General features: G+C 70.0%; 26 protein-coding genes and 3 tRNA genes. 7 read left to right on the forward strand and 22 right to left on the reverse strand.

From position 1 onward, the window contains the following. The first annotated feature begins 215 nt into the window (after positions 1–215). Positions 216–1,478: an ArgE/DapE family deacylase gene (locus tag VFL28_15320; protein ID HET7266035.1), complete on the forward strand. Its 1,263-nt coding sequence runs from the start codon at positions 216–218 to the stop codon at positions 1,476–1,478. Positions 1,479–1,501: 23 nt separating this feature from the next. On the opposite strand, the gene VFL28_15325 is transcribed toward VFL28_15320, so the two are convergent. Continuing rightward, positions 1,502–1,577 (reverse strand) — tRNA-Lys (locus VFL28_15325). 88 nt (positions 1,578–1,665) lie between these two features. Here VFL28_15325 and VFL28_15330 point away from each other — a divergent pair. After that, positions 1,666–1,755: transfer RNA gene (locus tag VFL28_15330), tRNA-Leu, on the forward strand. A 55-nt stretch (positions 1,756–1,810) separates the two neighbouring features. Here VFL28_15330 and VFL28_15335 read toward each other — a convergent pair. From VFL28_15335 to VFL28_15390, 12 genes are all read right to left on the reverse strand, one after another. Continuing rightward, positions 1,811–2,704, reverse strand: a complete 894-nt coding sequence (locus VFL28_15335) for a DUF5996 family protein (protein HET7266036.1) — start codon at positions 2,702–2,704, stop codon at positions 1,811–1,813. Positions 2,705–2,747: 43 nt separating this feature from the next. Then, positions 2,748–3,551: a hypothetical protein gene (locus VFL28_15340; GenBank protein ID HET7266037.1), complete on the reverse strand. Its 804-nt coding sequence runs from the start codon at positions 3,549–3,551 to the stop codon at positions 2,748–2,750. Between the two features lie 67 nt (positions 3,552–3,618). Continuing rightward, positions 3,619–4,323: a succinate dehydrogenase/fumarate reductase iron-sulfur subunit gene (locus tag VFL28_15345; GenBank protein HET7266038.1), complete on the reverse strand. Its 705-nt coding sequence runs from the start codon at positions 4,321–4,323 to the stop codon at positions 3,619–3,621. After that, complete coding sequence (locus tag VFL28_15350) at positions 4,320–6,044, reverse strand: FAD-binding protein (GenBank protein ID HET7266039.1); 1,725 nt, start codon at positions 6,042–6,044, stop codon at positions 4,320–4,322. The genes VFL28_15345 and VFL28_15350 overlap by 4 nt, the downstream gene beginning before the upstream one ends. Then, positions 6,041–6,640, reverse strand: coding sequence for a fumarate hydratase C-terminal domain-containing protein (locus tag VFL28_15355; protein ID HET7266040.1), 600 nt, complete (start codon positions 6,638–6,640; stop codon positions 6,041–6,043). Before VFL28_15355 ends, VFL28_15350 begins: the two co-directional genes overlap by 4 nt. An 11-nt stretch (positions 6,641–6,651) precedes the next feature. Then, on the reverse strand, positions 6,652–7,548 hold the full coding sequence (locus tag VFL28_15360) for a fumarate hydratase (protein HET7266041.1): 897 nt from the start codon (positions 7,546–7,548) through the stop codon (positions 6,652–6,654). Positions 7,549–7,618: 70 nt separating this feature from the next. Further along, entirely contained in the window at positions 7,619–8,623 is a 1,005-nt protein-coding gene (locus VFL28_15365) for a dihydrodipicolinate reductase (GenBank protein HET7266042.1), read from the reverse strand. 113 nt (positions 8,624–8,736) lie between these two features. Next, the gene (locus VFL28_15370) at positions 8,737–9,384 is read right to left on the reverse strand and encodes a sigma-70 family RNA polymerase sigma factor (protein HET7266043.1); all 648 of its coding nucleotides are present in this window, start codon (positions 9,382–9,384) and stop codon (positions 8,737–8,739) included. Positions 9,385–9,389: 5 nt separating this feature from the next. After that, positions 9,390–9,977, reverse strand: a complete 588-nt coding sequence (locus VFL28_15375; GenBank protein HET7266044.1) for a TetR family transcriptional regulator C-terminal domain-containing protein — start codon at positions 9,975–9,977, stop codon at positions 9,390–9,392. Positions 9,978–10,141: 164 nt separating this feature from the next. Beyond that, complete coding sequence (locus tag VFL28_15380) at positions 10,142–10,741, reverse strand: TlpA disulfide reductase family protein (GenBank protein HET7266045.1); 600 nt, start codon at positions 10,739–10,741, stop codon at positions 10,142–10,144. After that, entirely contained in the window at positions 10,738–11,928 is a 1,191-nt protein-coding gene (locus VFL28_15385) for a GH116 family glycosyl hydrolase (GenBank protein ID HET7266046.1), read from the reverse strand. Before VFL28_15385 ends, VFL28_15380 begins: the two co-directional genes overlap by 4 nt. Positions 11,929–12,277: 349 nt before the next feature. Beyond that, complete coding sequence (locus tag VFL28_15390; protein ID HET7266047.1) at positions 12,278–12,979, reverse strand: DUF881 domain-containing protein; 702 nt, start codon at positions 12,977–12,979, stop codon at positions 12,278–12,280. A gap of 200 nt (positions 12,980–13,179) precedes the next feature. Here VFL28_15390 and groL point away from each other — a divergent pair, with 200 nt between their 5' ends. Then, the gene (gene groL, locus VFL28_15395; GenBank protein HET7266048.1) at positions 13,180–14,814 is read left to right on the forward strand and encodes a chaperonin GroEL; all 1,635 of its coding nucleotides are present in this window, start codon (positions 13,180–13,182) and stop codon (positions 14,812–14,814) included. A 121-nt stretch (positions 14,815–14,935) separates the two neighbouring features. Here groL and VFL28_15400 read toward each other — a convergent pair whose 3' ends face one another. Then, positions 14,936–15,151, reverse strand: coding sequence for a hypothetical protein (locus VFL28_15400; protein ID HET7266049.1), 216 nt, complete (start codon positions 15,149–15,151; stop codon positions 14,936–14,938). A 29-nt stretch (positions 15,152–15,180) separates the two neighbouring features. Continuing rightward, the gene (locus VFL28_15405; GenBank protein ID HET7266050.1) at positions 15,181–15,969 is read right to left on the reverse strand and encodes an MBL fold metallo-hydrolase; all 789 of its coding nucleotides are present in this window, start codon (positions 15,967–15,969) and stop codon (positions 15,181–15,183) included. Positions 15,970–16,114: 145 nt separating this feature from the next. Here VFL28_15405 and VFL28_15410 point away from each other — a divergent pair, with 145 nt between their 5' ends. Together VFL28_15410 and VFL28_15415 are read left to right on the forward strand one after the other, a co-directional pair. After that, on the forward strand, positions 16,115–16,489 hold the full coding sequence (locus VFL28_15410; GenBank protein ID HET7266051.1) for a hypothetical protein: 375 nt from the start codon (positions 16,115–16,117) through the stop codon (positions 16,487–16,489). Between the two features lie 152 nt (positions 16,490–16,641). Beyond that, on the forward strand, positions 16,642–17,847 hold the full coding sequence (locus VFL28_15415) for a sodium:proton antiporter (protein ID HET7266052.1): 1,206 nt from the start codon (positions 16,642–16,644) through the stop codon (positions 17,845–17,847). Here VFL28_15415 and VFL28_15420 read toward each other — a convergent pair. The 5 genes from VFL28_15420 to VFL28_15440 form a co-directional block, all read right to left on the reverse strand. Then, on the reverse strand, positions 17,844–18,059 hold the full coding sequence (locus VFL28_15420; protein HET7266053.1) for a hypothetical protein: 216 nt from the start codon (positions 18,057–18,059) through the stop codon (positions 17,844–17,846). The two genes, VFL28_15415 and VFL28_15420, sit on opposite strands and share 4 nt — an antisense overlap. A gap of 103 nt (positions 18,060–18,162) precedes the next feature. Next, positions 18,163–18,237, reverse strand: a tRNA-His gene (locus tag VFL28_15425). Between the two features lie 59 nt (positions 18,238–18,296). Next, positions 18,297–18,530, reverse strand: a complete 234-nt coding sequence (locus VFL28_15430) for a DUF167 domain-containing protein (GenBank protein ID HET7266054.1) — start codon at positions 18,528–18,530, stop codon at positions 18,297–18,299. Positions 18,531–18,538: 8 nt separating this feature from the next. Beyond that, the gene (locus VFL28_15435; GenBank protein ID HET7266055.1) at positions 18,539–21,523 is read right to left on the reverse strand and encodes an FAD-linked oxidase C-terminal domain-containing protein; all 2,985 of its coding nucleotides are present in this window, start codon (positions 21,521–21,523) and stop codon (positions 18,539–18,541) included. Between the two features lies 1 nt (position 21,524). Beyond that, on the reverse strand, positions 21,525–22,469 hold the full coding sequence (locus tag VFL28_15440) for a VOC family protein (GenBank protein ID HET7266056.1): 945 nt from the start codon (positions 22,467–22,469) through the stop codon (positions 21,525–21,527). Between the two features lie 50 nt (positions 22,470–22,519). Here VFL28_15440 and VFL28_15445 point away from each other — a divergent pair, with 50 nt between their 5' ends. After that, positions 22,520–22,663 carry a hypothetical protein gene (locus VFL28_15445; GenBank protein HET7266057.1) on the forward strand — a complete coding sequence of 48 codons (144 nt, stop codon included), beginning with the start codon at positions 22,520–22,522 and terminating at the stop codon, positions 22,661–22,663. 157 nt (positions 22,664–22,820) lie between these two features. After that, complete coding sequence (locus VFL28_15450) at positions 22,821–23,168, forward strand: 4a-hydroxytetrahydrobiopterin dehydratase (protein HET7266058.1); 348 nt, start codon at positions 22,821–22,823, stop codon at positions 23,166–23,168. A 12-nt stretch (positions 23,169–23,180) separates the two neighbouring features. Here the strand turns inward: VFL28_15450 and VFL28_15455 are convergent, their stop codons facing one another. After that, the gene (locus VFL28_15455) at positions 23,181–24,593 is read right to left on the reverse strand and encodes an amidase family protein (GenBank protein ID HET7266059.1); all 1,413 of its coding nucleotides are present in this window, start codon (positions 24,591–24,593) and stop codon (positions 23,181–23,183) included. Positions 24,594–24,625: 32 nt separating this feature from the next. Then, positions 24,626–25,057 carry an SPOR domain-containing protein gene (locus VFL28_15460; protein ID HET7266060.1) on the reverse strand — a complete coding sequence of 144 codons (432 nt, stop codon included), beginning with the start codon at positions 25,055–25,057 and terminating at the stop codon, positions 24,626–24,628. Positions 25,058–26,071 lie beyond the last annotated feature (1,014 nt).

Consider the following 26,071-nt stretch of genomic DNA (forward strand, 5'->3'; position numbering starts at 1 on the left):
AATGCCCGTGGCCATGACAAAAGCGAACCAGGCCGGGTCGAGGTCCTCGACGGCCGCGGCGATCAGCGGACTATGCGGGGGAGCATCCGATACTCGAGTGTTTCGATCTTCGCATCGTCCCAAAGGACGGCGGCCGCCGCGCCCCCAAACGCTGGCCCGAGCAGGTTCTCCGGCGCGCCCCGCGTAACCCCGCGATTGTGGACCGGACCGCCGCCGTGCTGGCGCGCATCGATTCGCTTCGCGAGATCCTGGTCGAGGATCTCGCGGCGGTCGTCCGCATTCCGACTGTGGTCGGCCACGAAGGACCCGGCCAGGCGTGGATCGCCGAACGGTATCGTGCCCTCCGGCTCGAGACGCACGCCGTCCCGGTCGATTTCGAGGCTGTGCGGCGCCACCGCGCCTACTGCGGCTGGAGGGCGGGGGCGGCGGCGTACGAGAACCGGCCCAACGTCGTCGGCGTGCTGGAGGGCGATTCGGGCGCGCGCAGTCTCATCTTGAACGGCCACATGGACGTCGTCTCCGCCGAGCCGGAGTCCGCGTGGACCTACGGCCCCTGGACTCCGGCGGTCGTCGACGGCCGGATGTACGGCCGCGGCGCGAACGACATGAAGGCGGGCCTCGTCAGCAACTACGTCGCTCTGCGGGCGATCTTGGAATCAGGTCTGCGGCCGCGCGGCACGGTGCAGTTGCACTCCACGATCGAGGAAGAGGCGGGCGGCGGCGGCGGGGCGCTCGCCCTGCTCCTCGCCGGCTACACGGCGGACGGCTTCATCGCGACGGAACCCTGCCGGCACGGCATCCGGATCGGCAACGGCGGGATCATGTACTTCCGCGTGCGCGTGGAAGGCAAAACGGCGCACGCCGGCAACGCCCATCTCGGCGTCAACGCGGCGCTCAAGGCGGCACCGATCCTCCTCGCCCTCGGCCGGCTCGATGAAGCGCGCGCGAAGCGGCATGAGGGGTCACCGTTTGCCGAAGGCTCCCGCGGCCGCGCGTGCCACCTGAGCGTCGGGTCCGTCCGTTCCGGCGACTGGCCGTCCACCGTCGCCGGATGGGCGGAGATCGAAGCGCGCGTCGGCTACCTGCCGGGCGAGACGCGCGAGGGAGTGCGGGCCGAGGTTGAGACCGCGTGCCGGCAGGCCGTTGAGCACGATCCGTGGATGCGCGACCACCCGCCGGCGATCGAATGGTTCGGGTGGGACGCCGAGCCGTGGCAGGAAGACCCGCGCCAGCCGTTCATCACGACACTGCAGGAAGCCGGCACCGAGGTTCTCGGCCGCCCGATCGAGACCTTCAGCCGGACGTCAGGCGTCGACTCACGCTTCCCCCACTACTTCGGTTTCCCGGGCGTGTGTTGGGGCCACCGCGGCGACAACAACCACGCCGTCGACGAGTGGACCGACCTCGAGAGCGTCGTACAGTCGACGAAAGTGATCGCGCTGATGATCATGAAATGGTGCGGAGTCGTTCCGGCCTAGCGCTGCGCGCGGTCGAGGGGAATTGGTGGGCCGCGTAGGACTCGAACCTACAACCTTGGGATTAAGAGTCCCCTGCACTGCCAGTTGTGCTAGCGGCCCCCGCGACATTCTAGCGTGTTTGACGGCGGCGGACAAGCGGAGCGCGCCGGGTTTCGATTACAATGGTCGCAGGACGCGAAGGCCGAACGCGGGCGTGGCGGAACCTGGCAGACGCACCAGGCTTAGGACCTGGTGGGCCGCAAGGCTCGTGGGGGTTCAAATCCCTCCGCCCGCACCACCCAGACACGGCGCGCGCAGCTCCAGGGCCGGCGGCGATTCGCCGCGGGGGTCACCTACCGGTACTCCAGCGCGTCGCGGTCCCAACGTCCCAGATTCGCGGCGGCCTCGTACGTGCTCTGTAGAAAGTCGAGCACCATCGTACGCGGATCGGGCGCCGACCGCACTTCATCGTACGGCAGAAGAAAATTGTTGAACTCTGCGCTGTAGTACGCCGGCGCCGGGATGCGGGCGTCTCGGAAGCCCTCGGGCTCAGGCGCGGCGTACGAGTAAAACGCGGGCGCGGTGAGGCTCCCGCTGCCCGGCCACCAACCGGCGCTGCTGACCTCGTGCGAATAGCCCTCGCGCGTGACCTTGTCCGCGGTTGCGGGCAACGTCGTATTGCGCCGGCCGCTGAACCGCGTGGCGGCGAGATCGAAGCCTCCCCAGAACACGTGCACGGGACTCGCCTTGCCGATGAACCGCCCTCGGAACCGCTTGAGGATTTCGTCGGCGCCGAGCATGATCCGCCAGCACCGGTGCGCGTATTCAGGGTCGTAGGACGCGTGCACGGTGTCCTTTTCGAACGGGATCGGATTGGGGTACTCCTGCGGCTTCGTCGAGATCCGCACGCCGATCTCAAGCCGCCGCAGCGCCGCCATGACCTCCCGGTAAAAATCCGCGACCGGCACCGGACGCAGCGCGATCGTCTCGGTCCGCCCTCCGCTCGTCTGGAACACGAGCCGGTGATCGAAGAAGTCGAATGTCGCGTCGAACGTCCCGCCCGTATAGGGAATCGGCGTGGTGGTGAGGCCGCGGGAGGTCAGGTACAGGGCGACCTCCCACCAGTGGTTCACGCGCGGTGTAAGCTCGAGGCGCACCTTCCCGACGATTTGGGTCCACATATGGAGCGTGTCGTACGTGCCCTGCCACGCGGCGAGCGGAAGCGCCGGCCACGCCTCGTTTGTCATCACACCCTCCCGCAGAGCGCTCCTCCCCGATTCTTGTCCCCCGCTAGGGCCGCCGGCCGAGCAGCACCGCGAGCGCCGGGAGCGACAGGGCGACGGTCAGGACGAGAATCGCGACAAACGACGGCGTTCCCACGTCGGCCGCGCGGCGGTCGAGGATCTCCAGGACCATCAGGCGGAGCCCGTCGAGCGCGTGGTACACGACCGCTGCCACGAGGCCGGTTTCCATCGGCAGGAGGTACGGCATCGCGTAGGCCGCGACCGTGCGGTCGTACAGCGCGGGCGCCAGCGGGAACAGCGCCACGTCGATGATATGCAGCAGCAAAAACACGAGAATGCCGACGCCCGCCGTCCGGTTGAGCGCGAAGGCCCACTGTCCGGCATAGCTCCACCGGCCGAACGGTTCGCGCCGGAAAAAGCGCCACGCCAGCGCGAGGGCCGCGGCCGCGATTGCGGCGTAGGTCGCCGTGGCCACGGCGACCAGCCCGGCGATCAGCGCGGCGGGAATCCAGGCCGCGGACGAGAGCGGTCCCGGGGCCCGGTCCGCCGGCGCGCCCGCCACCACCGCTGCCGTACCGAGCGCGAGGAAGACGACCGCCGCGGAGCCGGACGCGATGGCAACCGCGCTGCGGACCGCCCGCCCTCGAACCACCTCCCGCAGCATCCCCTGCACTCCGACGATGCCGTGCGTGAGCGCGAGCGCGAGCAGCATCCAGTCGAAGAGCCGCCACGCCGCGGACGGCGACCAGCGGGCGGCGACGAAGACGGCGGTCGTCGCGGACGGCGCCGAAGCATAATGCGTGACAAACAGGTGGATGAGGACCAGCGCGACCATGAGGAGGCCGGTCACCCGCAGGTAATACCAGGCGAACGATTGCCCGGCGGCGGTGGATCGCTCCGCAATCTCCGGCGCGGGCCTAACGATGGACGGCGCCCTTTCGCAGCAGCTGAATGGAGAGCAGCGGGTTTACGCCGACCGGACAGGCCGTCACGCAGTTGCCCACGCTGTGGCACCCGTACGCCCCGCCGTCCTCGGAGATCCGGCGGAGGCGCTCGGCTCCGGCCGCGTCGCGCGCATCCGCGGCGATCGCGTACGCGCGGTTGAGCGCGGCGGGTCCGAGAAACTCTGGCACGATGCCGACCACGGGACACGCGGAATAGCACGCGCCGCAGGAGATGCAGTCGATCTGTCGGTCGATCACACCGCGCACCGGATCGCCCGGGGGGACCACCGCGGGCTCCGGCGCCGGTCCGCCGAGCGGGCCGGACCCGCCGACGTAGAAGGGATCGACCGCCCGGTACTTGTCGAAGAACGGGGCGAGATCGACGAGCAGATCGCGGACGACCGGCAGCGAGCGCAGCGGCTCGACGGTGACCGGCGCGCGCAGGTCCGCGAGGCGCCGCTGGCACGCCAGGTTCTCGCGCCCGTTGATCACCATCGCGCAGGATCCGCACATCCCGGCGCGGCACGAATAGCGGAACGCGAGCGTGGGATCGCGGGATTCAAGAATCCAAAAGAGCGCGTCGAGCACGCTCATCATGGGACGCGCCTCGACCGCGTAGGTCTGCCAGCGGGGCCTCCGGCCGTCGGCCGGATCGAAACGCCGGACCCGGACGATCACGGCGGAGCCGTCCGCGCCATGAGATCCTCCGGCCGAAGCCGCGACAACCGCACCGACTCGGTCCAGGGCTCCCGCCCGATCGCCTGGTGGATATTGACCAGCCACTGCGCGTCGTCCCGCTCGGGAAAGTCGCGTCGGGCGTGCGAGCCGCGGCTTTCGCGGCGGTACAGCGCGGCCGTCGCAGTGAGCCGCGCGGCCAGCAGCAGGTTGCCGACGTCGAGCACCTGTTGCCAGGCGAGGTTCGCGCGAACGCCGGCCGGTGCGCCGGCGCGCCCCAGCCGTGCTTCCAGCGCCTCGATCGTGTCGAGAACGCGCCGCAGCCCGGTCTCGTCGCGGACGAGGCCGGCGCCGAGCCACATCGCCCCTTGAAGCTCGTCACGGATCGCGAAGGCGCTCTCCCCGCCGTCGCGGCCGAGCGGCGCCGTCGCCCCGCGGAACGCGTCCTCCGCCTCCCGCTCGTCCGGAGCGACGGCGGCCCCCTCGCCCGCCAGCCGGGCGGCCGCGAGCCCGGCGCGTGTCCCGAAGACGCAGGACTCCGCGACGCCGTTGCCGCCCAGGCGATTGGCCCCGTGCACCCCGCCGGCGTCTTCTCCGGCGACGAGGAGCCCCGGCAACGCGGTGCCGCATTCGGGATCGATGCGCACCCCGCCCATGTGAAAGTGCGCGGTCGGCGTGACCTCCACGGGCCGCCGCGCGAGGTCGTAGCCGACCTCGGCGCAGCGCCGCGCCATCCCCGGGAAGTTTCGCAGCACGAACTCCGCGCCGAGGTGCGACGCGTCGAGGAGCACTCCGCCGGCGGGGGTTCCGCGGCCCGCCATGATCTCGAGGTAGCTTGCGCGCGCCACGACGTCGCGCGTCGCGCGTTCCATGCGCTCGGCATCGTAGCGGACCATGAACCGCTCGCCCCGCGCGTTGAGAAGATGCGCGCCGGCGCCGCGCAGCCCCTCCTCCAGCACCATCCCGGACAGCCGCGATGCCCCCGCAAGCAGCCCCGTCGGGTGAAACTGCATCATCTCCATGTCGACGAGATCGCACCCGGCGCGGTACGCCATCGCGTAGCCGTCTCCGGTCTTCTCGAGCGATGGGGCCGAGAACGTGTACATGCGCGGACCGCCGCCGGCGGCGAGGATCACGACCCGGGCGTGGGCCAGGACGAACTCGCCGGTCGCGTGGCGCAGAAGCAGCGCGCCGGCGATACGGCTCCCCGCCCGGTCGTGGAGCAGCGCGACCGCGCGGGTCTCGTCGAGCAGGCGAATGTCGCGCGCGAACAACTGGTCGTGGAGCCGCGAGACGATCTCGATGCCGGTCAGGTCGCCGCGGTGCACCGTGCGGTCGAACGACTGGCCGGCGAACGCTTTCTGGTGGATGCGGCCGTCCTCGCGGCGATCGAAGAAGACGCCGATCTTGGTCTCGAGGCGGCGGACGATCTCCGGCGCTTCGGAAACAAGCGCCCACGCGAGGTCCTGGTCGTTCAGAAACTGGCCGCCGAGGATCGTGTCGCGGAAGTGGAGCTCGGGCGAGTCGCGCGGATCGAGCGCGACGTTGAACCCGCCCTGGACGAGGCGCGTGCAACCGCTCTTCCCGACGAGTCCCTTGCTGGCGACCACAACCCGCAGCCTCGGAGCGGCGTCGTACGCATGCAGCGCCGCCATCAAGCCCGCGCCGCCGCTGCCGAGGATCAGAATGTCACACGGCAGGGTCTCCCACGACGCGGCGGTCACGGAGCCAGGCCCAGCTTGGCGTAGATCTCAGCCAGCCGCTGCTGGGCGGTCCGGGCAACGTCCCGATAGAGGCTCGCGCCCTCGGCGTCCATCGCCACCGTGAGGGGCCCGAATGCGCGCACGCGGAACTCCCACAGGCACTCCGGCATGAGGTCTTCCCAGTAGACGTGCTCGATCGCTTCCACCTGCTCGGTCTCGACCGACGCGGCGCCGCCGACGATCGCGAAGTACGCGCCGCCGTATTCGCGGAAGGCGGCGCTGCTGTCCTCGGCCAGCCCGCCCTTGCCGATGATTCCGCGAATCCCGTAGTCGCGCATCAGCCCGCGCGTGAAACGATCCATCCGGGCGCTGGTGGTCGTCCCGACGGTCATGGGTTCGTAGCCGCTCGGCGCCGTCGCGGAGCGGCGGACGTTCGGCGCGACGTGCAGCAGCACGCCGCCGCGCAAGTCCGCGGGCGGCGGCTGGCCGTGGTCGAAGATGCGGATCAGGGTGGCGTCGCGGATCCCCCAGATGATGCCGTCGAGCGTGACGGCGTCGCCCGTCCGGAGCCGGCGGACGACGTCTTCGGTGAGCGGAGTCCGGAGGCGGTGCTCCATCGCGGACGCGGTCAGTACCCGATCTCGACGCGGCCGTCCGGGTAGACCCGGGCGCGCCGGCGTTCCCCCCGCCAGCACTGCATATTCACCGCGACGGGGTTGAGCGTGATGTGCGTCCAGGCCGCTTCGATGTGGACGTCCAATACCGTCGTGTCGCCGCCGAGCCCCATCGGGCCGATCCCGGTGCTGTTGATCGCGTCGCGCAGCTCGGCCTCGAGCGCCGCGATTTTCGGATCGGAGTGCCGCTCGCCGACAGGCCGGAGCGTCGCTTTCTTGGCGAGCGTCATGCAGAGATCGGACGAGCCTCCGATGCCCACGCCGACGATCGTCGGCGGGCACGGCCGCCCCCCCGCGGCGACGCACGTCTCGAGGACGAACTTCTTAATGCCGGCCTCCCCGTCCGCGGGCAGCAGCATTTTAAGGAAGGACATACTCTCCGAACCGGAGCCCTTCGGCATCATGACGATGTCGATGTGGTCGATCGCGCTCGAGAACTCGATGTGGAACACCGGCACCCCGTCGCCGCTGCTGGTCTGCCGGTTTTGTCGCGCGATCGGCGAGACAATGCTGGACCGCAGCGGCGTCTCGCGCGTCGCCCGCTCGACTCCACGCCGCAGGGCGTCCAGCATGGCGGCCCCGTCGATCGCGATGCCGCGTCCGATGGTGATCCAGAAGATCGGGATGCCGGTGTCCTGGCAGACCAGCGTGTGTTTCCGGTCCGAGACGTCCATCGCGCGCAGCATCGTCGTCAACATGCCGCGCGCGCCCGGCTGCGTCTCCCGCGCCGCGGCATCGCGCAGCGCCTGCCGCACGTCGGGCGGGATGTCTATCTGGGACTCAACGTACAGGCGGCGCCCCAGGTCTTCAAAAAGGGCGTCGGCGTTCGTCAGCGCGGCCGCAGATTCCATGTGCGGCGGGTTCTGCCGCCGGGAAGCGCGCTCCTGCCCCCGCGCGGCCGCCGCGTCCCCGGCGGCCGCGTCAGTGCCCGCCGAAAAACGACGGCAGCGGCATGTCGCGCATCGTGCGCAGACCGGGCGGCGCCGTCCGGATCTTCGGGATGGTGTTGACAACGATCGATGCGGTCACGACGTCTCCGTGAAATCCCCCTTGAACCCTCGAGGTAAGATTCGGATGGCCGGTGATGGTGACCGCGTCGTACGATTCCGGCGCCCCCAGATACGCTTCCATGTGCAGCGTAATAAGCGGCGTGCCGTCTTTGCCGTGTCCGATGCCGTCCTGCACCAGACCGCACACCCGGCCGGCACCCACGGTGAGGTACTCGCTGGCCACCGGGTTCTCCGCCACCTTGGGTCTGATCGTGTCGGTGATCTTGCCGAGTTTCCAGCCGAGGCTGTCGGCGATCATGGCGATGGACTCCGTCAGGCCGACGTGGCGAACGGTCCCGCCGGCGACGCGCTTCTCGAACTCCGCGACGCTGAGGCCGGCCCCGATCTTCTGCTGAAACGGAAGCCGCCGGACGCCGGCGTCCTGGATCCGGTCGACCCGTACGGCGTCGACGCGCTCGCAGGCGCCGGTGAGCATGATCGGCAGGCTGTCCATGACGAACCCGGGGTTCACGCCGGTGCCGACGATCGCCACCTTGGCTTTCTTGGCGAGCGCGTCGATCCGCCTCGCCAGCGGACGGTTCGTGCGGTACGGGTAGGCCAACTCTTCCGTCGTCGAGACGATGGGGACGCGCAGCCTGAGCACCGTCTCGATCTGGGGCATCGCGGCGCGGAGGGAGCTTCGGGTGCAGAGCATGACGACGTCGGGCTTGGATGTCTTGATGGCCGCCACGGGATCGTTCATCACCCGCGCGCCGAGCCGGCGGCCCAACCCCGCGATTTCGCCGAGGTCTTTGCCTACCTTCGCCGGGTCGATGTCGATGCCGCCGACGACCTTGAAGCCCTTGCGGGCGGCAACCTGTCGGAGAATGCCGATCCCGATGGGGCCGAGTCCGTAGTGCGCAACGCGAATTGCCATGCCCGATCACCCCCCGTGAATAATCGGCCACGGACGGTGCGCCGTCAAGAAACACGACGGGAACGCGGTTTCCCGCATCCCCGTCGTGCGCTTATCGGTAACCTATGCGCGCGTCAGTTGGGCCGGTCGAGGCCGTGCGTCCGGCCGTACTCCGCCAGCGCTTTGCGCATCGCGCGGCGCCCGCGGAACAGCCGGCTCATGACGGTGCCCCGGGGAATCCCGAGCGTCTCGGCGATCTCCTGGTAACTGAACCCCTCCAGGTCGGCCAGCACCACGCAGGCGCGGAATACTTCGGGCAGCTTCATGAGCGCGTCGCGGACCTCGGCCTCCATCACCGTGTCGGCGACGAGCGTCTCCGGCGTCTCGGTCACGACGAACGCCGGATCCTGGCCTTCGATCTCGTCGACGGTCGGCACCGTCCGCGTCGAGGCCCGGTACCGATCGATGTGCGCGTTGTGCAGAATTCGGAACAGCCAGGCCTTCGGGTTGGTCCCGGCGCGATACGTGTGCAGGGACCGCCAGGCGCGGAGAAACGTCTCCTGGACCAGATCCTCCGCGTCCTGCGGCCGCCCCGTGAGCCGAAGGGCAGTACGGTACAGCGGATCGAGGTGCGCCTGCACCATTTCCTCGAGCAGCGCCGCCTCCGGCGAGACGCGCGTGTCGGGCGTGGCCGGCGCGGGATTGGCAAGCCGCCCGCTCGTCAGCAGCGTTCGGAGGACGTCGTTCGAAGCCGAGGTGCGGGCTTCGCGTACCTGTTCCACGATGTTCACCTGCTCTCGAGAAGCGTCAACGTCACCTGTGCCGCCCGCACGGGGTTGACGTTCCCGTAGGTTTTGCTCAACAGCACGGCGCCCTCAAACTGGCTGACCAGCACCGTGGCGACGCGGGTCACGTCGAGATCCTCGCGGAACTCTCCGGCGCGGACGCCCTCGCGCAGACACTCCACAACCGCATCCTCCCATTGCCGGAACAGCCCCGAGAGTCGCTCGCGGAACCTCGGATGACCGCCCGCGAGCTCCGCGGCTAGGTTCCCGAAGGGGCATCCGCGACGGCAGGCGTCCGCTTCGAGGCCGTCGGTTACGGCCGTGAGAAACTGCTCGAGGCGTTGCCGCGCGGGCCGCCGCTCGTCGCGAAGGGTTCCCTCGATCACGCGCGTGCCGAACCTCGCCGCGAGGTAGTCGAGCACGACGAGCCCCAACTCTTCTTTGCTCCGAAAATGGTAGTAGAGGTTGCTCCGGCACACCCCACTCGCGTTGATGATATCGTCGAGCGAGGTCGGCTGAAACCCGTGCTCGTGGAACAGGCGGGCCGCCGCTTCCAGGATACGCTCGCGATTGCCACAATTTCGTCGCATCGTCAACCACCTGAGCCGCCTGCGCACGCCCGCGGAGATCTCCGCCGGACCGTCCGCCCAGGACTAGGACTGACCCGTCCTAGTAAATCTTAAGTTATTTGCTAAAGAATGTCAATTCCAGCCATGGCGTCGAGGGTGTCCCACGCGCAGGGCACACGACGCGGCTAAGGCGCGGGATGGCGGCCGGCGAGCAGCGACTCCGCCGCCCGGCGCCAAATCGTACGGTCGAGCTGCACGCCCGGGAACTTGCCGAGGATCCGGCCGTCGGCGTCGATGAAGAACGTCTCCGGCACGCCCGTTGTCCCGAACAGCCGTCCCACGCCGCCGTCCGGGTCGCGCAGGTTGAGGTAGGCGACGCCGTACCGCGCCAGAAAGGCGCGCGCCGGCGCCTCAAGGTCCTGCGTATCCACCCCGACGACAACGAGGCCGCGGTCGCGGTAATCCCGCGCGAGCCCGACGAGCAGCGGCGCCTCATCCCGGCACGGACCGCACCACGACGCCCAGAAGTTCAGCACGACGGCGCGGCCGCGCAGATCGCGCAGCGCCACCTGCCGCGGCGGCTGCCCCGCCCCGCCGCCGGGCGCGCCGGCCGGCGTGATCGTCCTCAGCATGACCGCAGGCACCGGCGGGGCTTCGCCGCGCGCGATGGCCGCGCCGATCGCGAGGGCGCGTTCGCGGCGCACCGAGGCCGCGGCGAGCAGCGCGATGAGCGCGAGCACCGGCAGCAGCATCGCGGCCCACCTCACCCAGCGCGGGCGGTTCACGGCGCACCTACCGCGGAAACGAGCCCGAGGACCTGCAGTGCGTACACGTAGAACGCCGCGTTCCACGCAAACGGCACCTCCGACGAGTACCATCGCCGCGACAGCGGCAGGCCGCCCGGCAGGTAGACTTCGTTCACCGCGCCGGCGCGCACGTACCATGAACCGATGCGCTCGAGATCACGCACGGCGGACGCCCGGTCGCCGTGCCGCGCCTTGTTGATCGCGTTGAGCGTGCCGAGCCACGGCCAGATCAGCGTCCGGTGGTAGTCGGGAATACCGGCGAGATAGTACATCGGGTACACCTGCCACCACGGATACACCGGGTCGCAGGTTCGAAGCGGCGTGCCCGCGTCGAGTCCCCGCGACGCGATGTACTCGAGGATGCGGCGTGCCTGCCCCTCGCCCGCCAACCCGCAGAAGATCGCGGTGACGTTGCCGTCCGACGAGAACGCCCCGCGGCGCGTCCCGTGGACCCAATCGATGAAGTAGTCGCCGTTCCAGAAGACGGCCTGCAGGCGCGCGCCGACGCCCTCCGCCGCCTCGGCCGCCCGCGCGCCGGCGTCCGTTTCGCCGAGCGCGCGCGCGAGCACCGTGAAGGCGCGCAACGCGGCATAATACAGGACGTTAATGTTGAAGACCTTCGTCCGCTTCATGATCGAGTCCATCCAGTCCGCGAGATAGTGCGTCTCGAGGAGGCCGTCGCCGTCGCTGTCCTGCCCGCGCAGCCACCCCAGCACGCGGTCCGCCGCCGGGAAGAGGCGCTGGCGGACGCCGCCCGCGTTCGTCCGGAGGAAGTACTCGTTGACGGCGAGCACGAAGATCGCCGCCGTGTCGACGGGATCCCGAAACAGGCCGCCGGCCCGGCCTACGACCCTCGGGCGGGTGCGAAGCGTATTGTAGCCGGTGAAGTGGTGTCCCACGAACTCCACCCGCACCGGGATGCTCCCAGTCGAGGGCTGGTACCGGGCGAACATCTCGAGCTCCATCCGTGCCTGATCGGCGTCGCCCGCGGCAAGCGCCCCGAACACCGCCCACAGTCCGTCCCGGGCCCAATAGGCGTTGAACTTGAGCCGTCCCGCGACAATGCCGTCCGGATTGTAGCAGGCGCGCAGGTCGCGAAGCGCGATCCGGTAGGCACGGGCGAGGGTGCCCCCGTCGCCGGCAGACACCACGCCGTCGGCCGCCACGTCGGTAGACTCGGTGCGGTCTCGGCCAGCCATCCCGGCGGAAGGGGTTCGGGCGAGCGCCGGACCCCCCCTTCCCTTACTCGAACGCGAACGAGCGCCGCCTCTCGTTCCTATGGCCCCTTGCTATTTGATCCGCGCCGTGCTATGGTTTGCTCCCGTCTCGATGAGAGCGGTCCGCAAGGCCCGGCCGGTTACAAGAGTACGGCGCGGTTCGGGCCCAAGGGTGGATGCGTTTCCTAGGGCGGGGATATCGGCGGCTGTGACAGCCAAGGGCGAGCGTGCACTCGCACTCGGCGGCGGCCGCCGATCGTTTTCCGTCTCGCCGGGCGCGGCGGTGCCCGACCGTCGCCTAGGGCGGCCCGCCTGGATGCGCGTAGCGGAAATTCAAAGCCGCGTCGGACGCAGGGACGTCGAGCCGCGTGGACCTCGACAGGGTCACGTTGAGCCCGACACCCTCAAGGCCATCGACGATACCGCCGCGGACGAGTAACGCGCCCTCGAGGGTCGCGGGATCCCCGATCGCCACGATCTGGAACGGGTCGCGGAGGACCCACGTACGGAAACGCACGCCGCCCGGATCCGCCGCGAAACCCTCCACCGCCAGCACCCGTGCGCCGTTGACCGAGATCGCTTCCGCGCCGGCCGCCCACAGTTCGTTTACGACGGCGGAGACGTCCTGAGCCTGCGGAGTGACAACCCGCTGGGGCGCCGCAGCGAGGGTCACCACGAGACCCGGACCTTCGGCCGGCACGCGGCCGAGCACGAACCGAAGCTGCGTGACTTCGCGCCGCATCTGCGCGGCCATCGTCTCGCCGCCGGCTTCCGCGGCGCGGTAGTCATCGAGGCGCTTGCGCAGCGCCGTCAATTCGTCACGCAGGCTGCGGTCCGCTTCCTGCTGGCGTCGCAGCAGCACGCTGAGGTCATCGAGCCGCCGCGACGGCAGCGCCGCCCCAGCCCTGAGTGCCTGATCGGCGCGTACTTGAAGAACGAAGAGAAAACCGGCGAGGAGCAGCATCACCGCGAACCCGTACTGCCACTGCCTAATCCTCACGGCCATCCCGCGGGCCGGCTCGATAGCCGTGAGAACGGGAGAAAAACGGTGAAATCCGAAGCATTAAAGATATAGTACGCTCAAATTGGCCTTTTTTTCAATCCCAAGTTGTTGATAAGCCGAGGCAATTTTATAAGATTATAGCCGGTTAGCACTTTCGAGCTTCGAGTGCTAAGACACAGGAATGGGGAGGAGCCGGTATGCCTGCTAAGCTACTGCTGTACGACGAGGACGCGCGTAAGGCGCTCGAGCGCGGCGTCGAGAAAGTCGCCAGCGCGGTCCGCGTGACCCTGGGCCCGAAAGGCCGCAACGTGGTCCTCGAAAAGAAGTGGGGATCTCCGACGATTACGAAGGACGGCGTGACGGTGGCGAAGGAGATCGAGCTGGAAGATCCCAACGAGAACATGGGCGCCCAGCTCGTAAAGGAAGTCGCAAGCAAAACGAACGACGCCGCCGGTGACGGCACGACGACCGCGACCGTGCTCGCGCACGCGATTGTCAAGGAAGGCCTCAAGAACGTGGCCGCGGGCGCCAACCCGATGATCCTCAAGCGCGGCATCGACAAGGCCATCGGCGCGCTCGTCGGCGAGCTCAAGAAGCTCAGCACCCCCCTCGAGGGCAAAGAGCACATCGCGCACGTTGCGAGCATCGCGGGCAACGACGCCGAGATCGGCCAGATCATCGCCGAGGCGATGGACAAGGTCGGCAAGGACGGCGTCATCACGATCGAGGAATCCAAGGGCATCGAAACCACGGTCGAGGTCGTCGAGGGCATGCAGTTCGACCGCGGCTACATCTCTCCGTACATGATCACCGACGCGGAGAAGATGGAAGCCGTGCTCGAGGACCCCTACATTCTCATCACCGAGAAGAAGATCAGCGCGGTCAAAGACATGGTTCCGGTGATGGAGAAAGTCATGCGCTTCGGCAAACCCCTCGTCGTGATCGCCGAGGACGTCGAGGGTGAGGCGCTCGCGACGCTCGTCGTGAACAAGCTGCGCGGCATCCTCCCCTGTGTCGCGGTGAAGGCGCCGGGGTACGGGGACCGCCGCAAGGCGATGCTCGGCGACATGGCCGTGCTGACCGGCGGCAAGGTCGTGAGCGACGACATCGGCATCAAGCTGGAGAACGTCGAGACCGAAATGCTCGGCCGCGCCGCGAAGGTCCGGGTCGCCAAGGAAGAGACCACGCTCATCGAGGGCAAGGGCGCGCGCAAGGACATTCAGGGCCGGATCGCTCAAATCAAGAAAGAGATCGAGACGACCACGTCCGACTACGACCGCGAGAAGCTGCAGGAGCGCCTCGCGAAGCTCTCCGGCGGCGTCGCGCAGATCAAGGTCGGCGCGGCGACCGAGACCGAACTCAAGGAGAAGAAGCATCGCTTCGAGGACGCGCTCAGCACGAGCAAGGCCGCGGTCGAGGAAGGCATCGTACCGGGCGGCGGCACGGCGCTGCTGAACATCGCGAAGGCCCTCGACAAGGTGGACGCCGACGAAGGCGACGAGAAGATCGGGGTCTCGATCATCCGCCGCGCGATCGATGAGCCGGCGAAGTGGCTGGCCGCGAACGCCGGCGTCGAGGGCGCCGTCGTCGTGGAGCGCATCCGCGCGGAGAAACCGGGCATCGGCTACAATGTCGCGACCGGCAAGTTCGAGGACATGGTGAAGGCCGGCATCGTGGACGCGACCAAAGTGACCCGGCTCGCGCTTCAGAACGCGTCGAGCGTGGCGAGCCTCCTGCTGACGACCGAGGCGCTGGTCGTCGAGAAGCGCGAGAAGAAGAAGGCGGCCGCGCCCGCGCCGGGCGGCTACAACCCGGACGACATGGACATGTAAGATCGCAGGAGGGCCGCGGTTAGACAGGCGCCGACGCCGCCCACCCTGCGGCGCGGGCGAACGTGACGAGGCCGGGGCCAAACGCCCCGGCCTCGTCAATTGCCGCGTCCGGCCGCCGCGCTCAGGATGCGGTGACTTCCACCTCCGCCGCGCGCACCATCCGGCCCATCTGCTGATTCGCGCGCCCCGCGATGAGCACCACGAGCGTCTCGTACCGCGGATCGACAGCCTGCACGATCGCGGGCGCATCGATGCCCGGCGCCTTCACCTTGTCTCCCACCCGGATCGGCCGCCCCTGCCGGTCGGTCATCGACCCCATTACGGTCGGAACCGCCATCTCCCGCCTCCCTGTGCTGCCCGTTCGGTCTAAGGCCGGTGGTATCGATTCCCTTCGCGCCGGGCGCGTCCTTCTCGAACGAGCTTCATCAGATGCGCCCGCACCGTGTTTTCGGCCGCCGGATGGAGCGCCGGATCGAGGTTTCGATAGATTACCCCCACGATTTCCCCCGGCGTCCGCGCTCCGCCCGCCAGCGCCTCGAGCACCTGGCCTTCGCGCATCCGGCGGTGCGCGATGTACTCCGCGACCCGCACCGCGGGATCGGTAATCAGCGGCCCGTGGCCGGGCGCCACGGCCGCCAGGTCGAGCGCGGCGACCCGCTCCAAGGAGGCGAGGTAGTCCTCAAGGGCGCCGTCCCGCGCCTGCAACACCACCGTCCCCGTCCCGAGAATCAGGTCGCCGGAAAACAGTACGCGTTCCGCCGCCCAGTAAAAGACGACGTGGTCGGCCGCGTGACCGGGAGTGTGCAGTACGCGAAGCGCCGTGCCGCCTTCTTCGATGATCTCGCCGTCGGCGAGCGGCGCGTCACCGCCCTCGAAGCGCCGGACCGGCACGGCGCCTCCCCCAAGCGCAGCGGCCGCCCCGAGGTGATCGCCGTGGCTGTGCGTCACCAGGATCAGCGCGAGCCGGCCGCCGTCCCGTACCGCGTCGAGCACCGCCGCGACGTGGGCCGGATCCTCGGGGCCGGGATCGATCACGACGACGCGTTCGCGGCCGACAAGATAGGTGTTGGTCCCGTCCAGCGTGAACGGCGATGAGTTGGCGGCAGTGACGGTGCGAAACGGCGCGTGGAACTGCGGGGCGGGCGACGATGACATCGACGGGAGTCGCAATTCGGATCGAGACCAACGCATCCCTGCATCGCGATCACGTCGCCGCGGGTGCGGTGGAGTTCAGGCCGGGGTAAATGCCATTGGGGCTTCACAGCACCAGAGTCATTGCGAGGAGGAGGTGACAGGATCGATGAGGTTGCTCCAGGTGGGTGTGGTTGCGGCGGCCGTCATGCTGCCGGTGTCGGCGGCGTTCGCCCAACCGAGCGTGGAAGGTCATGTGCAGACGATCACGATCCACTGCGTCGGCACGGCGCCCGACACGTGTTCGGGCGTGGTCGAGGTCCTGACCGGACCGGGGTCCGGTTATGCCACACGGATCTTCATCCCGGAGGGCGTAGGGATCGGTTATGGCGGCGCGCGGGTGCCCGTGACGGCGATCGAAGCCGGCGACCAAGTCCGGATTGACTTCCGGGCGTCGAATTCGGGGAACGTAGCGACGTCCGCGCGCATTCTCGTGAAACCGGGGTCAAGTCCGTCGACCGAAGACCGCGGGCCGGGCATGTAAGCTGGATCGGGCGCACCAGGATGTGCGCCGGCGCCATCGCGGGCCTGTTTCTGCTCGCGGTGGCGCCGTCTTCATTCACGCGGCAATCATCGTGTACGGTAAACGGCGCGCGCAGGCGCGGTCCCTCCGCCGCGCGAATCACAGGCCCTGTCGTGTCGCCCTTGTCTCTCACGTTGGGCTTCCTTGCGACCGCAGCGCTCGTCTCCACGGTCGCGTCGCGCGCGCGGCTGCCGTACACGGTCGCGCTGGTCGTCGTGGGCCTGGCCGTCGGGACGGCGCACGTCCTGCCGCGGATCTCGGTCGGACCGGACGTCGTCGTCATCGCGCTGATCCTGCCGCTGCTGTTTGAGGGCGCAATCCGCATCCCGCCGCGTCACCTCCGCGCCTACACCCCGCTCATACTGGCGCTCGCGATCCCCGGCACGATCGTCTCGGCGGCTTTGATCGCGGGCGGGGCGCTGCTCGGCCACGTCCCCTGGCGCGGAGCACTGCTGCTCGGGGCCGTCTGCGCGGCGACCGATCCGGCGGGCGTGATCGCGCTGGTACGCGACGCGCGCCTGAACGAACGGTTGGGCACGGTGCTGGAAGGCGAAGCGGTTCTCAACGACGCGGTCGCAATCGTATTGTTCACGCTCGCCGTCGGGGCGCCGCTCGATTTCGTCGCGGCGGCGGGGAACTTCGTCTGGCTCCTCGCGGGCGGTGCCGCCGTCGGATGCGCGGTCGGAGCGGGCGTTGCCTCCGTCCTCCGAGGCGTCCCGGATCCGGTGGTGGAAGCGATCGGCAGCGTCGTCGCGGCGGCCGCGGCGTACCTTGCGGCCGAATCCGTCCACGGGAGCGGTGTGATCGGCGTCGTGGCGGCGGGTGTCATGTTCGCCGAGTTCGCGGACCGCAGCCTTACTCCGGCCGGCGCGGAAACGGTCCGCGTCGTCTGGGACGTGATCGCGTTTCTCGCGAACTCCGCGCTCTTCTTGCTGATCGGCCTCGTCGTTCCGCTGCCGCTGTTGGCGCGCTACGCCGGGCTGATCGGGATCGTCATCTTCGCCGCGCTCGTCGCGCGCGCGATCAGCATCTACGGGTTCACCGCGCTGCTTGCCCGGCGCGCCGCGCCGTTCCCGATGGCGTGGCGGCACGTCATGGTATGGGGCGGTCTGCGGGGCGGCGTCGCGGTGGCGCTCGTGCTTACGCTGCCGCCGGTGCTGCCTCAACGCGAGGCCGTGGCGGCCGGCGTTTTGGGGACGATCGTCTGGACGCTGGTCGGTCAGGGCCTGCTGGTGCGGCCGATCATGCAGCTCGCCGGGCTTGCGCGAACGACCTCGTCGCCGGCACCGACGGAACGCCGCGTGCCGGGCGCGCCTTAGCCGGCGCGCTCGTCCTCCGCTTCGCGGTCGATCACCTCGAGGCGCGCGCGCCACCGCTCGTCCAGCAGCCGTTCCGCCTGCTCCTGGGTCACGCCGTTCACGACGAGCCGCTCCTCCCCGGCCGGATCGTCGCACGCGGCGACCCAGCGGCGCCTCGCCGCATCCCACTCGACCGCCACACCCGTCATCACCGCGCGTTCCTCGTCGAGCATGAGGACCCTCCCTGTCGGCGCAGGACCTCCGCCGCCTTCGCGGCTCCTGCCCTGTCGGCGCAGGACCTCCGCCGCCTTCGCGGCTCCTGCGCGGGGCGCGTCGTGGGGTGGCTGACGGGGCTCGAACCCGCAACCCCCAGAGCCACAGTCTGGTGCTCTACCTTTGAGCTACAGCCACCACGCGGTGTGATTGTAGCATTCGCCCGTCGCGGACGTACACCATGAAACCGTCCCCGGTCAGGCACCGCGGCCGGCTTCGACGTCGACAACTTTGTGCCGGCTACGCAGCCCACGTACGATCCGGACGCGTCCCCGCGCGACGCCGAAGTGATCCGCGAGCGCCGCGGCGACCGCGTCGTTTGCCTCGCCCCCGTGCGGGGCCGCCGTCACCGCGACGTGGAAGGTACCGTCGGGGCGCCGCTCGACTCCGGGCTTTCGAGCGCGCGGCGTCACGCGCACGGTGATGCGCACTCGCCCGCTCAGCTCCCGGCGCCGGTGCCGGCCTCCGGAGGCAGCGCGAGGGCCAGCGCCTCGGCGAGGTGCAGCGCGCGCCGGCCGGTGCCGTGCGCGATTTGCTGGCGGCAGGACGCGCCGGATGCAACGAGGACGGTGTCCTCGGGCGCCGTCCGTACCGCCTTGAACAGCACGCGCTCGCCCATCGCGAGCGACACGTCGTAATGCTCGTGCTCCACCCCGAACGATCCGGCCATGCCGCAGCACCCGGAATCGATCTCCTCCACCTCGGCGCCGGGGACCGCCCGAAGCGCCGCGAGCGCCGGGCCCGTCCGGATCATCGCCTTCTGGTGGCAGTGGCCGTGCATCAAAACGCGGCGCGCCGCCGCGACGTACGGAGGCCGGATGCCGGCCGCATCGAGCATCGCGAGGTACTCCTCCAGCGCGTACGTCGCCCGCGCGACCGCGTCGACGGCGTCGCCGCGCAGCAGATCCGGATATTCGTCCTTGAACGTCACGGTGCACGACGGCTCCAGGCCGACGATCGGCACCCCGGCCTCCGCGAACGGCTCCAGGCGCTTGACCGTGCGGCGCGCGAGCCGCTGGGCCTGGCGCAGCATCCCGTTGCTGATCATCGGCCGCCCGCAGCATGACACCGGCACGAGCTCGACGCGGCACCCCGCCGACTCCAGCAGGCGTACGGCCGCCCGGCCGATCGACGGATAGTAGTATTCCGTAAACGTATCCACAAACAGCGCGACGCGCCCCCGGCCCGGCACGCCCGCGAACCCGGCGGCCGCCTGTCCCCCCTCGCGCGCCGGGCTCCCGAAGCCGCGCCCGCGCCACCAGCGGGTGAAGCGGGTGCGCGCGAACTCCGGCAGCCGTCGCCGCGCATCGATGCCGGCCACCCGCTCGAGGAGCCAGCGCGCGGGGGCGCTTCGGAGCGCACGGTTCGCGACCGGCGCCACCGCGCACCCGAGCGGTCCGAGGGCGGCGACGTGGCCGAACAGCCGTGCGCGCAACGGCAGCCCGTGCCGGTCATAGTAGCCGGCCAAGAACTCGTGCTTGAGCTTGGCCATATCGACGTTGCTCGGGCACTCGGACTTGCAGGCCTTGCAGGCGACGCAAAGGTCCATCACTTCGTAGAGCTCGCGGCTCGTGAGCGCCCCGGCGGGCAGCGCGCCGGAGATCGCGGATCGCAGTGCATTGGCGCGGCCGCGCGTGCTGTGCGCCTCCTCGAGCGTCACCATGTACGAGGGACACATCGTGCCGCCGCGCGGCTTGCGGCACGCACCGACGCCGCTGCACATCTCGATCGCGCTGCGCACCCCGCCGTCCCGGCTGAAGTCCTGCACCGTCGCCGGAGGCGGCCCGGCCCCCGGCCGGTACCGCAGCGACTCCGTCATCGGCGGCGCGTCCACGATCTTGCCCGGGTTCATCCGCCATTCCGGGTCGAAGGCCGCCTTGACCTCGCGGAACGCGCCGTACAGCGCGGGACCGAACATCCTGGCTACGAACTCGCCGCGGGACAGCCCGTCGCCGTGCTCCCCGGACAGCGCGCCGCCGAATTCGGCGACGAGCGCCGCGACCTCTTCGGCGATCGCCCGCATCTCCGCCACGTCGCGCGGTTCGTGCAGGTCGAGGATCGGGCGCGTGTGCAGGAGGCCGACGCTCGCGTGACCGTAAAACGACGCGTCGGTGCCGTGGCGCCGCACGATCTCGCGGAAGCGCCGCGTGTACTCGGCGATCCGCGCCGGGTCGACGGCGCTGTCTTCCACGAACGCCACCGGCTTGCGCGCGCTCTTCATGCCGAGCAAGAGGCCGACGCCGGCCTCGCGCACGGCCCACAGGTTGGCCTGCGCCGCGGGGTCGACGAGCCGCCGCATCGCGCCGCGGTACCCCGACCGCCGCATCCGCGCCTCGAGCGCGTCGAGCGTCGGCTCGAGCGCGGCGTGACTCTCGCCGGCGTATTCCACGGCGATGATGGCCCCGGGCGTCCCCTCGACGAACGTGAGCCGCCGGCTGAGCTCACGGGTCTGGCGGGCGAGCTCGACGATGTAGCGGTCCGTCAGCTCGACCGCCGACGGCTTGGTGTCGAGAATCTCAGGGGCGTGTTCGAGCGCCGGGATGATGTCGTCGAACTGGAAGACCGCAAGCACGGTGGCGGCGGGCCGGCGCGCGAGCCGCACCGTGGCCTCGGTGACGACCGCCAGCGTCCCCTCGGAGCCGCAGACGAGCTTGGCGAGGTTCACCGGGCCGCCCTCGGGGAACTCGTCGAGGTTATAGCCCCCGACCCGCCGCTGGACGCGGGGGAACCGCCTCGCCACCTCGTCGCGGGCGGCCGTGACGATCCGGGCGACCTCCCGGTAGAGACGGCCTTCGGGCCCGTCGCCCCGCGCGCGCCGCGCGGCCTCCGCGGGCGCCAGGGCCTCGAAGGTCAGCGCCGTCCCATCGGCGAGCCGCGCCTGCGTCGCGAGCAGCGTATCCAGGGTCTTGCCGTAAACGATGGAGCGCGACCCGGACGAGTTGTTGCCGATCATCCCTCCGATCGTCGCGCGGGTGCTCGTCGAGGTCTCGGGCCCGTAGATGAGGCCGGTCGGCGCGAGCGTCCGCAGCAGCTCGTGCCGGACGACCCCGGGCTGGACGCGCGCCCAACCTTCCTCCGTGTTGACCTCGACGACGCGGTTCATGTATTTCGAGAAGTCGAGGACGATCGCGCGGCCGACGGTCTGCCCGGCGAGGCTTGTGCCGCCCCCGCGCGGCAGGAGCGGCGCGCGTGCGGCGCGGGCGACCTCCAGCACCGCCTGCACGTCGTCGGCGTCGCGGGGCAGGACGACGCCGAGGGGCTCGATCTCGTAGATGCTGGCGTCGGTGCTGTAGATCGCGCGCGAAACCGCGTCGAACCGCACCTCGCCGCGCACGTGCCGGCGGAGATCGTGCGCGAGATCGCTCAGGTCTCCGCGCGGGACCGCCCGCGCCGTCGCGGGGCCGGCCTCCACGGTCGAGCGCAAGCTAGGAGACGTGAACGGCGCCGAACGATTCGCGGGGCGGCATCCAGGAGAGCCGCGCGGGCAGCGGCGAATGGTCGGCGGTGAGCAGCACGAGGATGCCGTCGAGATCCGCGACTCCGGCGCCGACGCAGGGCCCGCAATCGGCGGCCGGCCCCGACGCGCCGCCGTGCGAGACCACCCGCGCCGTCTCGGCATCGAGGTCGGCCCGCGAGGGAAGCGCGACGGTGAAGTACCACAGGCCCGGTCCGGACGTGGCCGCGGGCGGAATGCCCTGCCCGGCCCACACGTTGGTCCCGAGATGATGGTGATAGCCGCCCGCCGACAGGAACAACGCCCCTTGATAGCGCCGGAGCACGACGTCGAATCCGAGCGCGCCGTGATAGAACTTTTCCGCCCGCGCCAGCTCGGAGACACGCAGGTGGATGTGGCCGAGCCGCGTGCCCTCGACCGCCGGCGCGGACCGGTCGCCGCCCGCCGCGAGGAGGTCCCGGAGATCGAGCGGCCGGCTGTCCATCTGAACCTCGTCCGCGTGCCGCGACCACTGCTCGCGCGGACGGTCGGCGTAGAGTTCAACGCCGTTGCCGTCGGGATCGCGCAGGTACAACGCCTCGCTGACCAAGTGATCGGACGCCCCGTCGAGCGCGACCTCCCGCTCCAACAGCCGCCGCAGCAGCCGCCCGAGGGCCGCGCGCCCGGGCAGCAGGAACGCGGAATGGTACAACCCGCAGCGCCGGCGCGGCTCCTGCGGCGGATCGGCCGTCGCGGTGAGACCGACCGCGAACGGGTAGCCGCCGTCCGCCGACAACATGACGGTCTGCCCGCCGCGCCACGCCTCCCGAAAGCCCAGGGCGTCCCGATAGAATTCGAGCGCGCGGTCGAGATCGGCGACGCGAAGGTGCACGTGGCCGACGGTGGTTCGCGGATCGAGCGGTCGCTCCGGCATCATCGAGGCGTTCGCGACGACGGGCGCGCCATCCTCCGGCGCGGGCGCACGCCTTGATTCGGCTCCTCTGCCCGCACTGCGGCGTGCAGTTCCTGCGGCTCGAGGCCCCGGACGAAGACGAGGCGGTCGAGTGCCCCCACTGCCACCGGCCGTTCGTCCCCGATGACGAGGAGTACGTCGACCCGGAAGACCTCTAGGGCGACGACGGCGCCGCGTGCTACAATGGCGCCGCGGGGGGCCCGGATCTGGCGCACTGTCGCCGCCGGGCGCAATGCACGACGAGAGGAGTGATCACCGATGCCCCCTCATCCCGCGAACCCCGGAGAGACCCCCAAACCAACCGGCGGGACCGGCTTGGCCGATCGCCGGTGCGTCCCGTGTCAGGGCGGCACGCCGCCGCTCGCCCGCGAGCAGTTCGCACCGCTTCTCACACAGCTCGAAGGTTGGGAAGTCGAGCAGGACCGCATGTTGCTCAAGGTCTTTCGCTTCAAGAACTTTGTTGAGGCCGTCGCGTTCGTCAACGCGATCACCCCGATCGCGGAGGCGGAGAATCACCATCCCGATCTGAAGGTGGCGTGGGGCCGGGTCCGTGTGGAACTGTGGACGCACAAGATCAACGGGCTGTCCGAAGCGGACTTTGTGATGGCGGCGAAGATCGACCGCGCGTATTCGCGGCCGTCCACGGCTGCCGCCGGCGGGTAAGGCGAGGACCGCTCAGTCGAGCGGCGGTCGCCGGCCGGCCCACGGTTGGATCGCTTCGAACCCCGCCGCGGCGCGCAGGACGACGGCGTCGGCGTGCCAGCGGCCGATGATCTGCAGTCCCACCGGCAGGCCCTCCCGTGTCCAACCGCACGGAACGGACACCGCCGGATGCCCAGTCAAGTTGAACGGGAAGGTAAACGTCAGGCGTTCCAGCAGCGTGGGTGCGGGCCGGCCCTCGATTACCGCCGCGCTGTCGGGCTCGACCGGCCACGCCGCGACCGGCATCGCCGGCGTGAGCAGCAGGTCGTAGCCTTCGAAGAAACGGGACACCGCCCGGTAGAACGGCGCCCGGGTGAGGAGCGCCCTCCCGTAGTCGAGCGCGCTCATGCGGCCCGCATCGACGATCATGCGCATGAGCGAAGGATCGATCCAGTCGGGATGCTCGCGCGCGCGGTCGTGCTGGCGTGCCGCCACGCCGACGTGCCAGATGAACCGGTGCGGTTCGCGCATATCCGGCCAGCCCAGCGCCGGCGCCTCGACCGCACAGCCCAACTCGCCAAACCGCCGGGCGGCCGCTTCGGTGACCGTCCGTACCTCGGGGTCGACGGGCAAGCAGCCGAGATCCGGACTCCATGCGACGCGCAGGCCGCGCAGGTCGCCGTCGCAGGCGGCCACGTAGTCCTCCGGCGGCGCATCGATCGACAGCGGATCGCGCGGGTCGGGACCCGCCAACGCCGACATCAGGAGGGCGGCATCGCGTATCGTTCGTGCGATAGGCCCGTTGTGCGACCGCGCCGACCAGAAATCGGGGCTCGGATGGTACGGCACGCGGCCGAACGACGGCTTGAACCCCACCACGCCGCACAGCGACGCCGGGCAGCGGATGGAGCCGGCGCCGTCCGATCCGTGTGCGAGCAGTCCCATGCCGGCGGCGACGGCAGCTGCCGCCCCGCCCGATGATCCACCGGACGTCCGGTCCGGCCGCCACGGATTCCGGCAGGGCGGTCCGATGAGATTGTCGCTCATGTCCTTGTGGCCGAAGTGCGGGGTGTTCGTTTTGCCGAGCAGGATGCCGCCCGTCGCCCGAAGCCGTCCCGCCGCGGCGCCGTCTTCCACCGGCACGTGGCGTTCGAACCACTTGGAGCCGTAGGTGGTTCGCACGCCGGCGGTATCCTCGAGGTCCTTGACCGAGTACGGAATGCCGTCGAGCGGCCCCCTCCGCTGTCCCAGGCGCGCGCGGGTCTCGGCCTCGCGCGCCTGGGCGCGGGCCAAATCGGCCGTGACGGTGATGTAGGCGTTAAGGACGGGGTTCAGCCGCTCGATGCGCGCGAGCACCGCATCGGTGATCTCCACCGGCGAGACGTCGCCGGCGCGGATCAAGCGATCCAGCTCGAGCGCGGGGGTGAAGCACAGGTCCGGGGTCATGCGGTCGTCTTCTACGCGGCGGGCAAACGGCTTTAGGGCGTGGAGGCCGGATCGGTTACCACGATCGCTTCGGGTGCCCCGGCTCTGACGACGCCGGTAATCGCATTTACCGACACCTGCGGGTATGGCCCCAGGCGCAAGATGTAGACCGGACTCTCGCGGATCCAGGCATCGTATCCCGCGGCCGCGATACGGCTCGACAACGTTTCCGCGTCCGCCTGTGACGTAGCGATGCCGAAAATCAGCTGAACCGATTCACCCGTCGCCGGTTCGATAGAGCTGCGTATCCCTCGACGGGCCAGCGTGGCCATAAGATCCTCCGCCGCCTTCCGCGGCAGCGGCTCGGAGACCACCCGATATCCCGGCTGCATGGTGATCTGTGACTGGACGAATCCCGCCGTCGCCAGTTGCTTCGCGACGGCCGTCGCGCGGTCGCGATCAAAAACCGGGCCGATCCGAACCATGTAGACCGCGCCGGAAGACGGCGAGGTGGCCTGTCCGGCAGGAGCGGGCGCGCCGGGCGCGCCCGGCGCCGCGGCGGCGGGTTCTCCGGAGGAAGTCTGGGGTCGCGCGGGCCCCGGTGGCGTTGCCGGCGGCGAAGACGCCGCGGTAGGTGAAGCGGGTTGGGATGCGACGGGGGTAGCTGGATCCGGAACTCTCCGCGGGGCCGCCGCGACAGATGAATTGTCCGCCGGCTTCGCCGGAGGCGTCGGCGTCTGAAGGCCCGCCTTGACCGTGGTTGCCGGTTGTGGGAGCGTGCCGTTGGACGCCGTCGGCTGCTGTGCCGGCGTCGCCTTATCGTCCGTTACGGCGAGGTGGGGGGGCTGTCCATTTCCCCGCACCCGACGGTCTGCGGGCCGCAACGGCGGACCCTGCGGTGCGGGCAGACGGTGTGACGCCGCCGCCCGCGCCGGCTTCCACGTCGCCAGCCCGCTCTCAAGCAGCGGGAGATCGTGAAGCGCCGCGCGCGCCGCCGGCGATCCAGCGCTCCGAGGAGCGCCGCCCGCGGGCCGTGGTGCCGCCCTCTGCACCGTCGGTTTGGCGCGGTCGCCGGGCCGACGATCCCAGGTGCCGGCGTTAAGGACGAGCACGCCGAGAACGGTTCCGACCAGAAACGCTAGCAGCGGAACGCCGGCGTGCCCTACCTTGAAGCGTGGGAATGTTCGCGAGGGGATTGCCGCCGCCGTTGCATCCGGAGGACCATCATGTAAACCCGACACGTCCTCCACGATGTGCGCGACCGTCGGCGGAAGATAGACGGGTCCAATCTGTCCGCGGCATATTCTGCCGGCACACTCGTAGTGAGCAAGTTCCACCTTGAACGCACCGGCGATCGCGGCCGCTGTGCCCCAGACGACGACGCTGCGCCTGGCCGCGCTCAATTCAATGACGTCGAGACCGGCGTCGCGCGCGAATACCCGGATTCTATCGAGATCGGCCGGATTCGCCCCGTCGCCGTCGCCCGGTTCGTACCGCCA

This window comes from bacterium (assembly GCA_035691305.1).
Classification (GTDB): Bacteria; Sysuimicrobiota; Sysuimicrobiia; order Sysuimicrobiales; family Segetimicrobiaceae; genus DASSJF01.

Excerpts from the sequence above, each read along its gene's own strand:
- VFL28_15335 (HET7266036.1), bottom strand. The coding sequence starts at position 2,704 with ATGACAAACGAGGCGTGGCCGGCGCTTCCGCTCGCCGCGTGGCAGGGC.
- VFL28_15355 (HET7266040.1), bottom strand. The coding sequence starts at position 6,640 with ATGGAGCACCGCCTCCGGACTCCGCTCACCGAAGACGTCGTCCGCCGG.
- VFL28_15360 (HET7266041.1), bottom strand. The coding sequence starts at position 7,548 with ATGGAATCTGCGGCCGCGCTGACGAACGCCGACGCCCTTTTTGAAGAC.
- VFL28_15365 (HET7266042.1), bottom strand. The coding sequence starts at position 8,623 with ATGGCAATTCGCGTTGCGCACTACGGACTCGGCCCCATCGGGATCGGC.
- VFL28_15375 (HET7266044.1), bottom strand. The coding sequence starts at position 9,977 with ATGCGACGAAATTGTGGCAATCGCGAGCGTATCCTGGAAGCGGCGGCC.
- groL (HET7266048.1), top strand. The coding sequence starts at position 13,180 with ATGCCTGCTAAGCTACTGCTGTACGACGAGGACGCGCGTAAGGCGCTC.
- VFL28_15400 (HET7266049.1), bottom strand. The coding sequence starts at position 15,151 with ATGGCGGTTCCGACCGTAATGGGGTCGATGACCGACCGGCAGGGGCGG.
- VFL28_15405 (HET7266050.1), bottom strand. The coding sequence starts at position 15,969 with ATGTCATCGTCGCCCGCCCCGCAGTTCCACGCGCCGTTTCGCACCGTC.
- VFL28_15410 (HET7266051.1), top strand. The coding sequence starts at position 16,115 with ATGAGGTTGCTCCAGGTGGGTGTGGTTGCGGCGGCCGTCATGCTGCCG.
- VFL28_15420 (HET7266053.1), bottom strand. The coding sequence starts at position 18,059 with ATGCTCGACGAGGAACGCGCGGTGATGACGGGTGTGGCGGTCGAGTGG.
- VFL28_15440 (HET7266056.1), bottom strand. The coding sequence starts at position 22,469 with ATGATGCCGGAGCGACCGCTCGATCCGCGAACCACCGTCGGCCACGTG.
- VFL28_15455 (HET7266059.1), bottom strand. The coding sequence starts at position 24,593 with ATGACCCCGGACCTGTGCTTCACCCCCGCGCTCGAGCTGGATCGCTTG.
- VFL28_15460 (HET7266060.1), bottom strand. The coding sequence starts at position 25,057 with ATGGTTCGGATCGGCCCGGTTTTTGATCGCGACCGCGCGACGGCCGTC.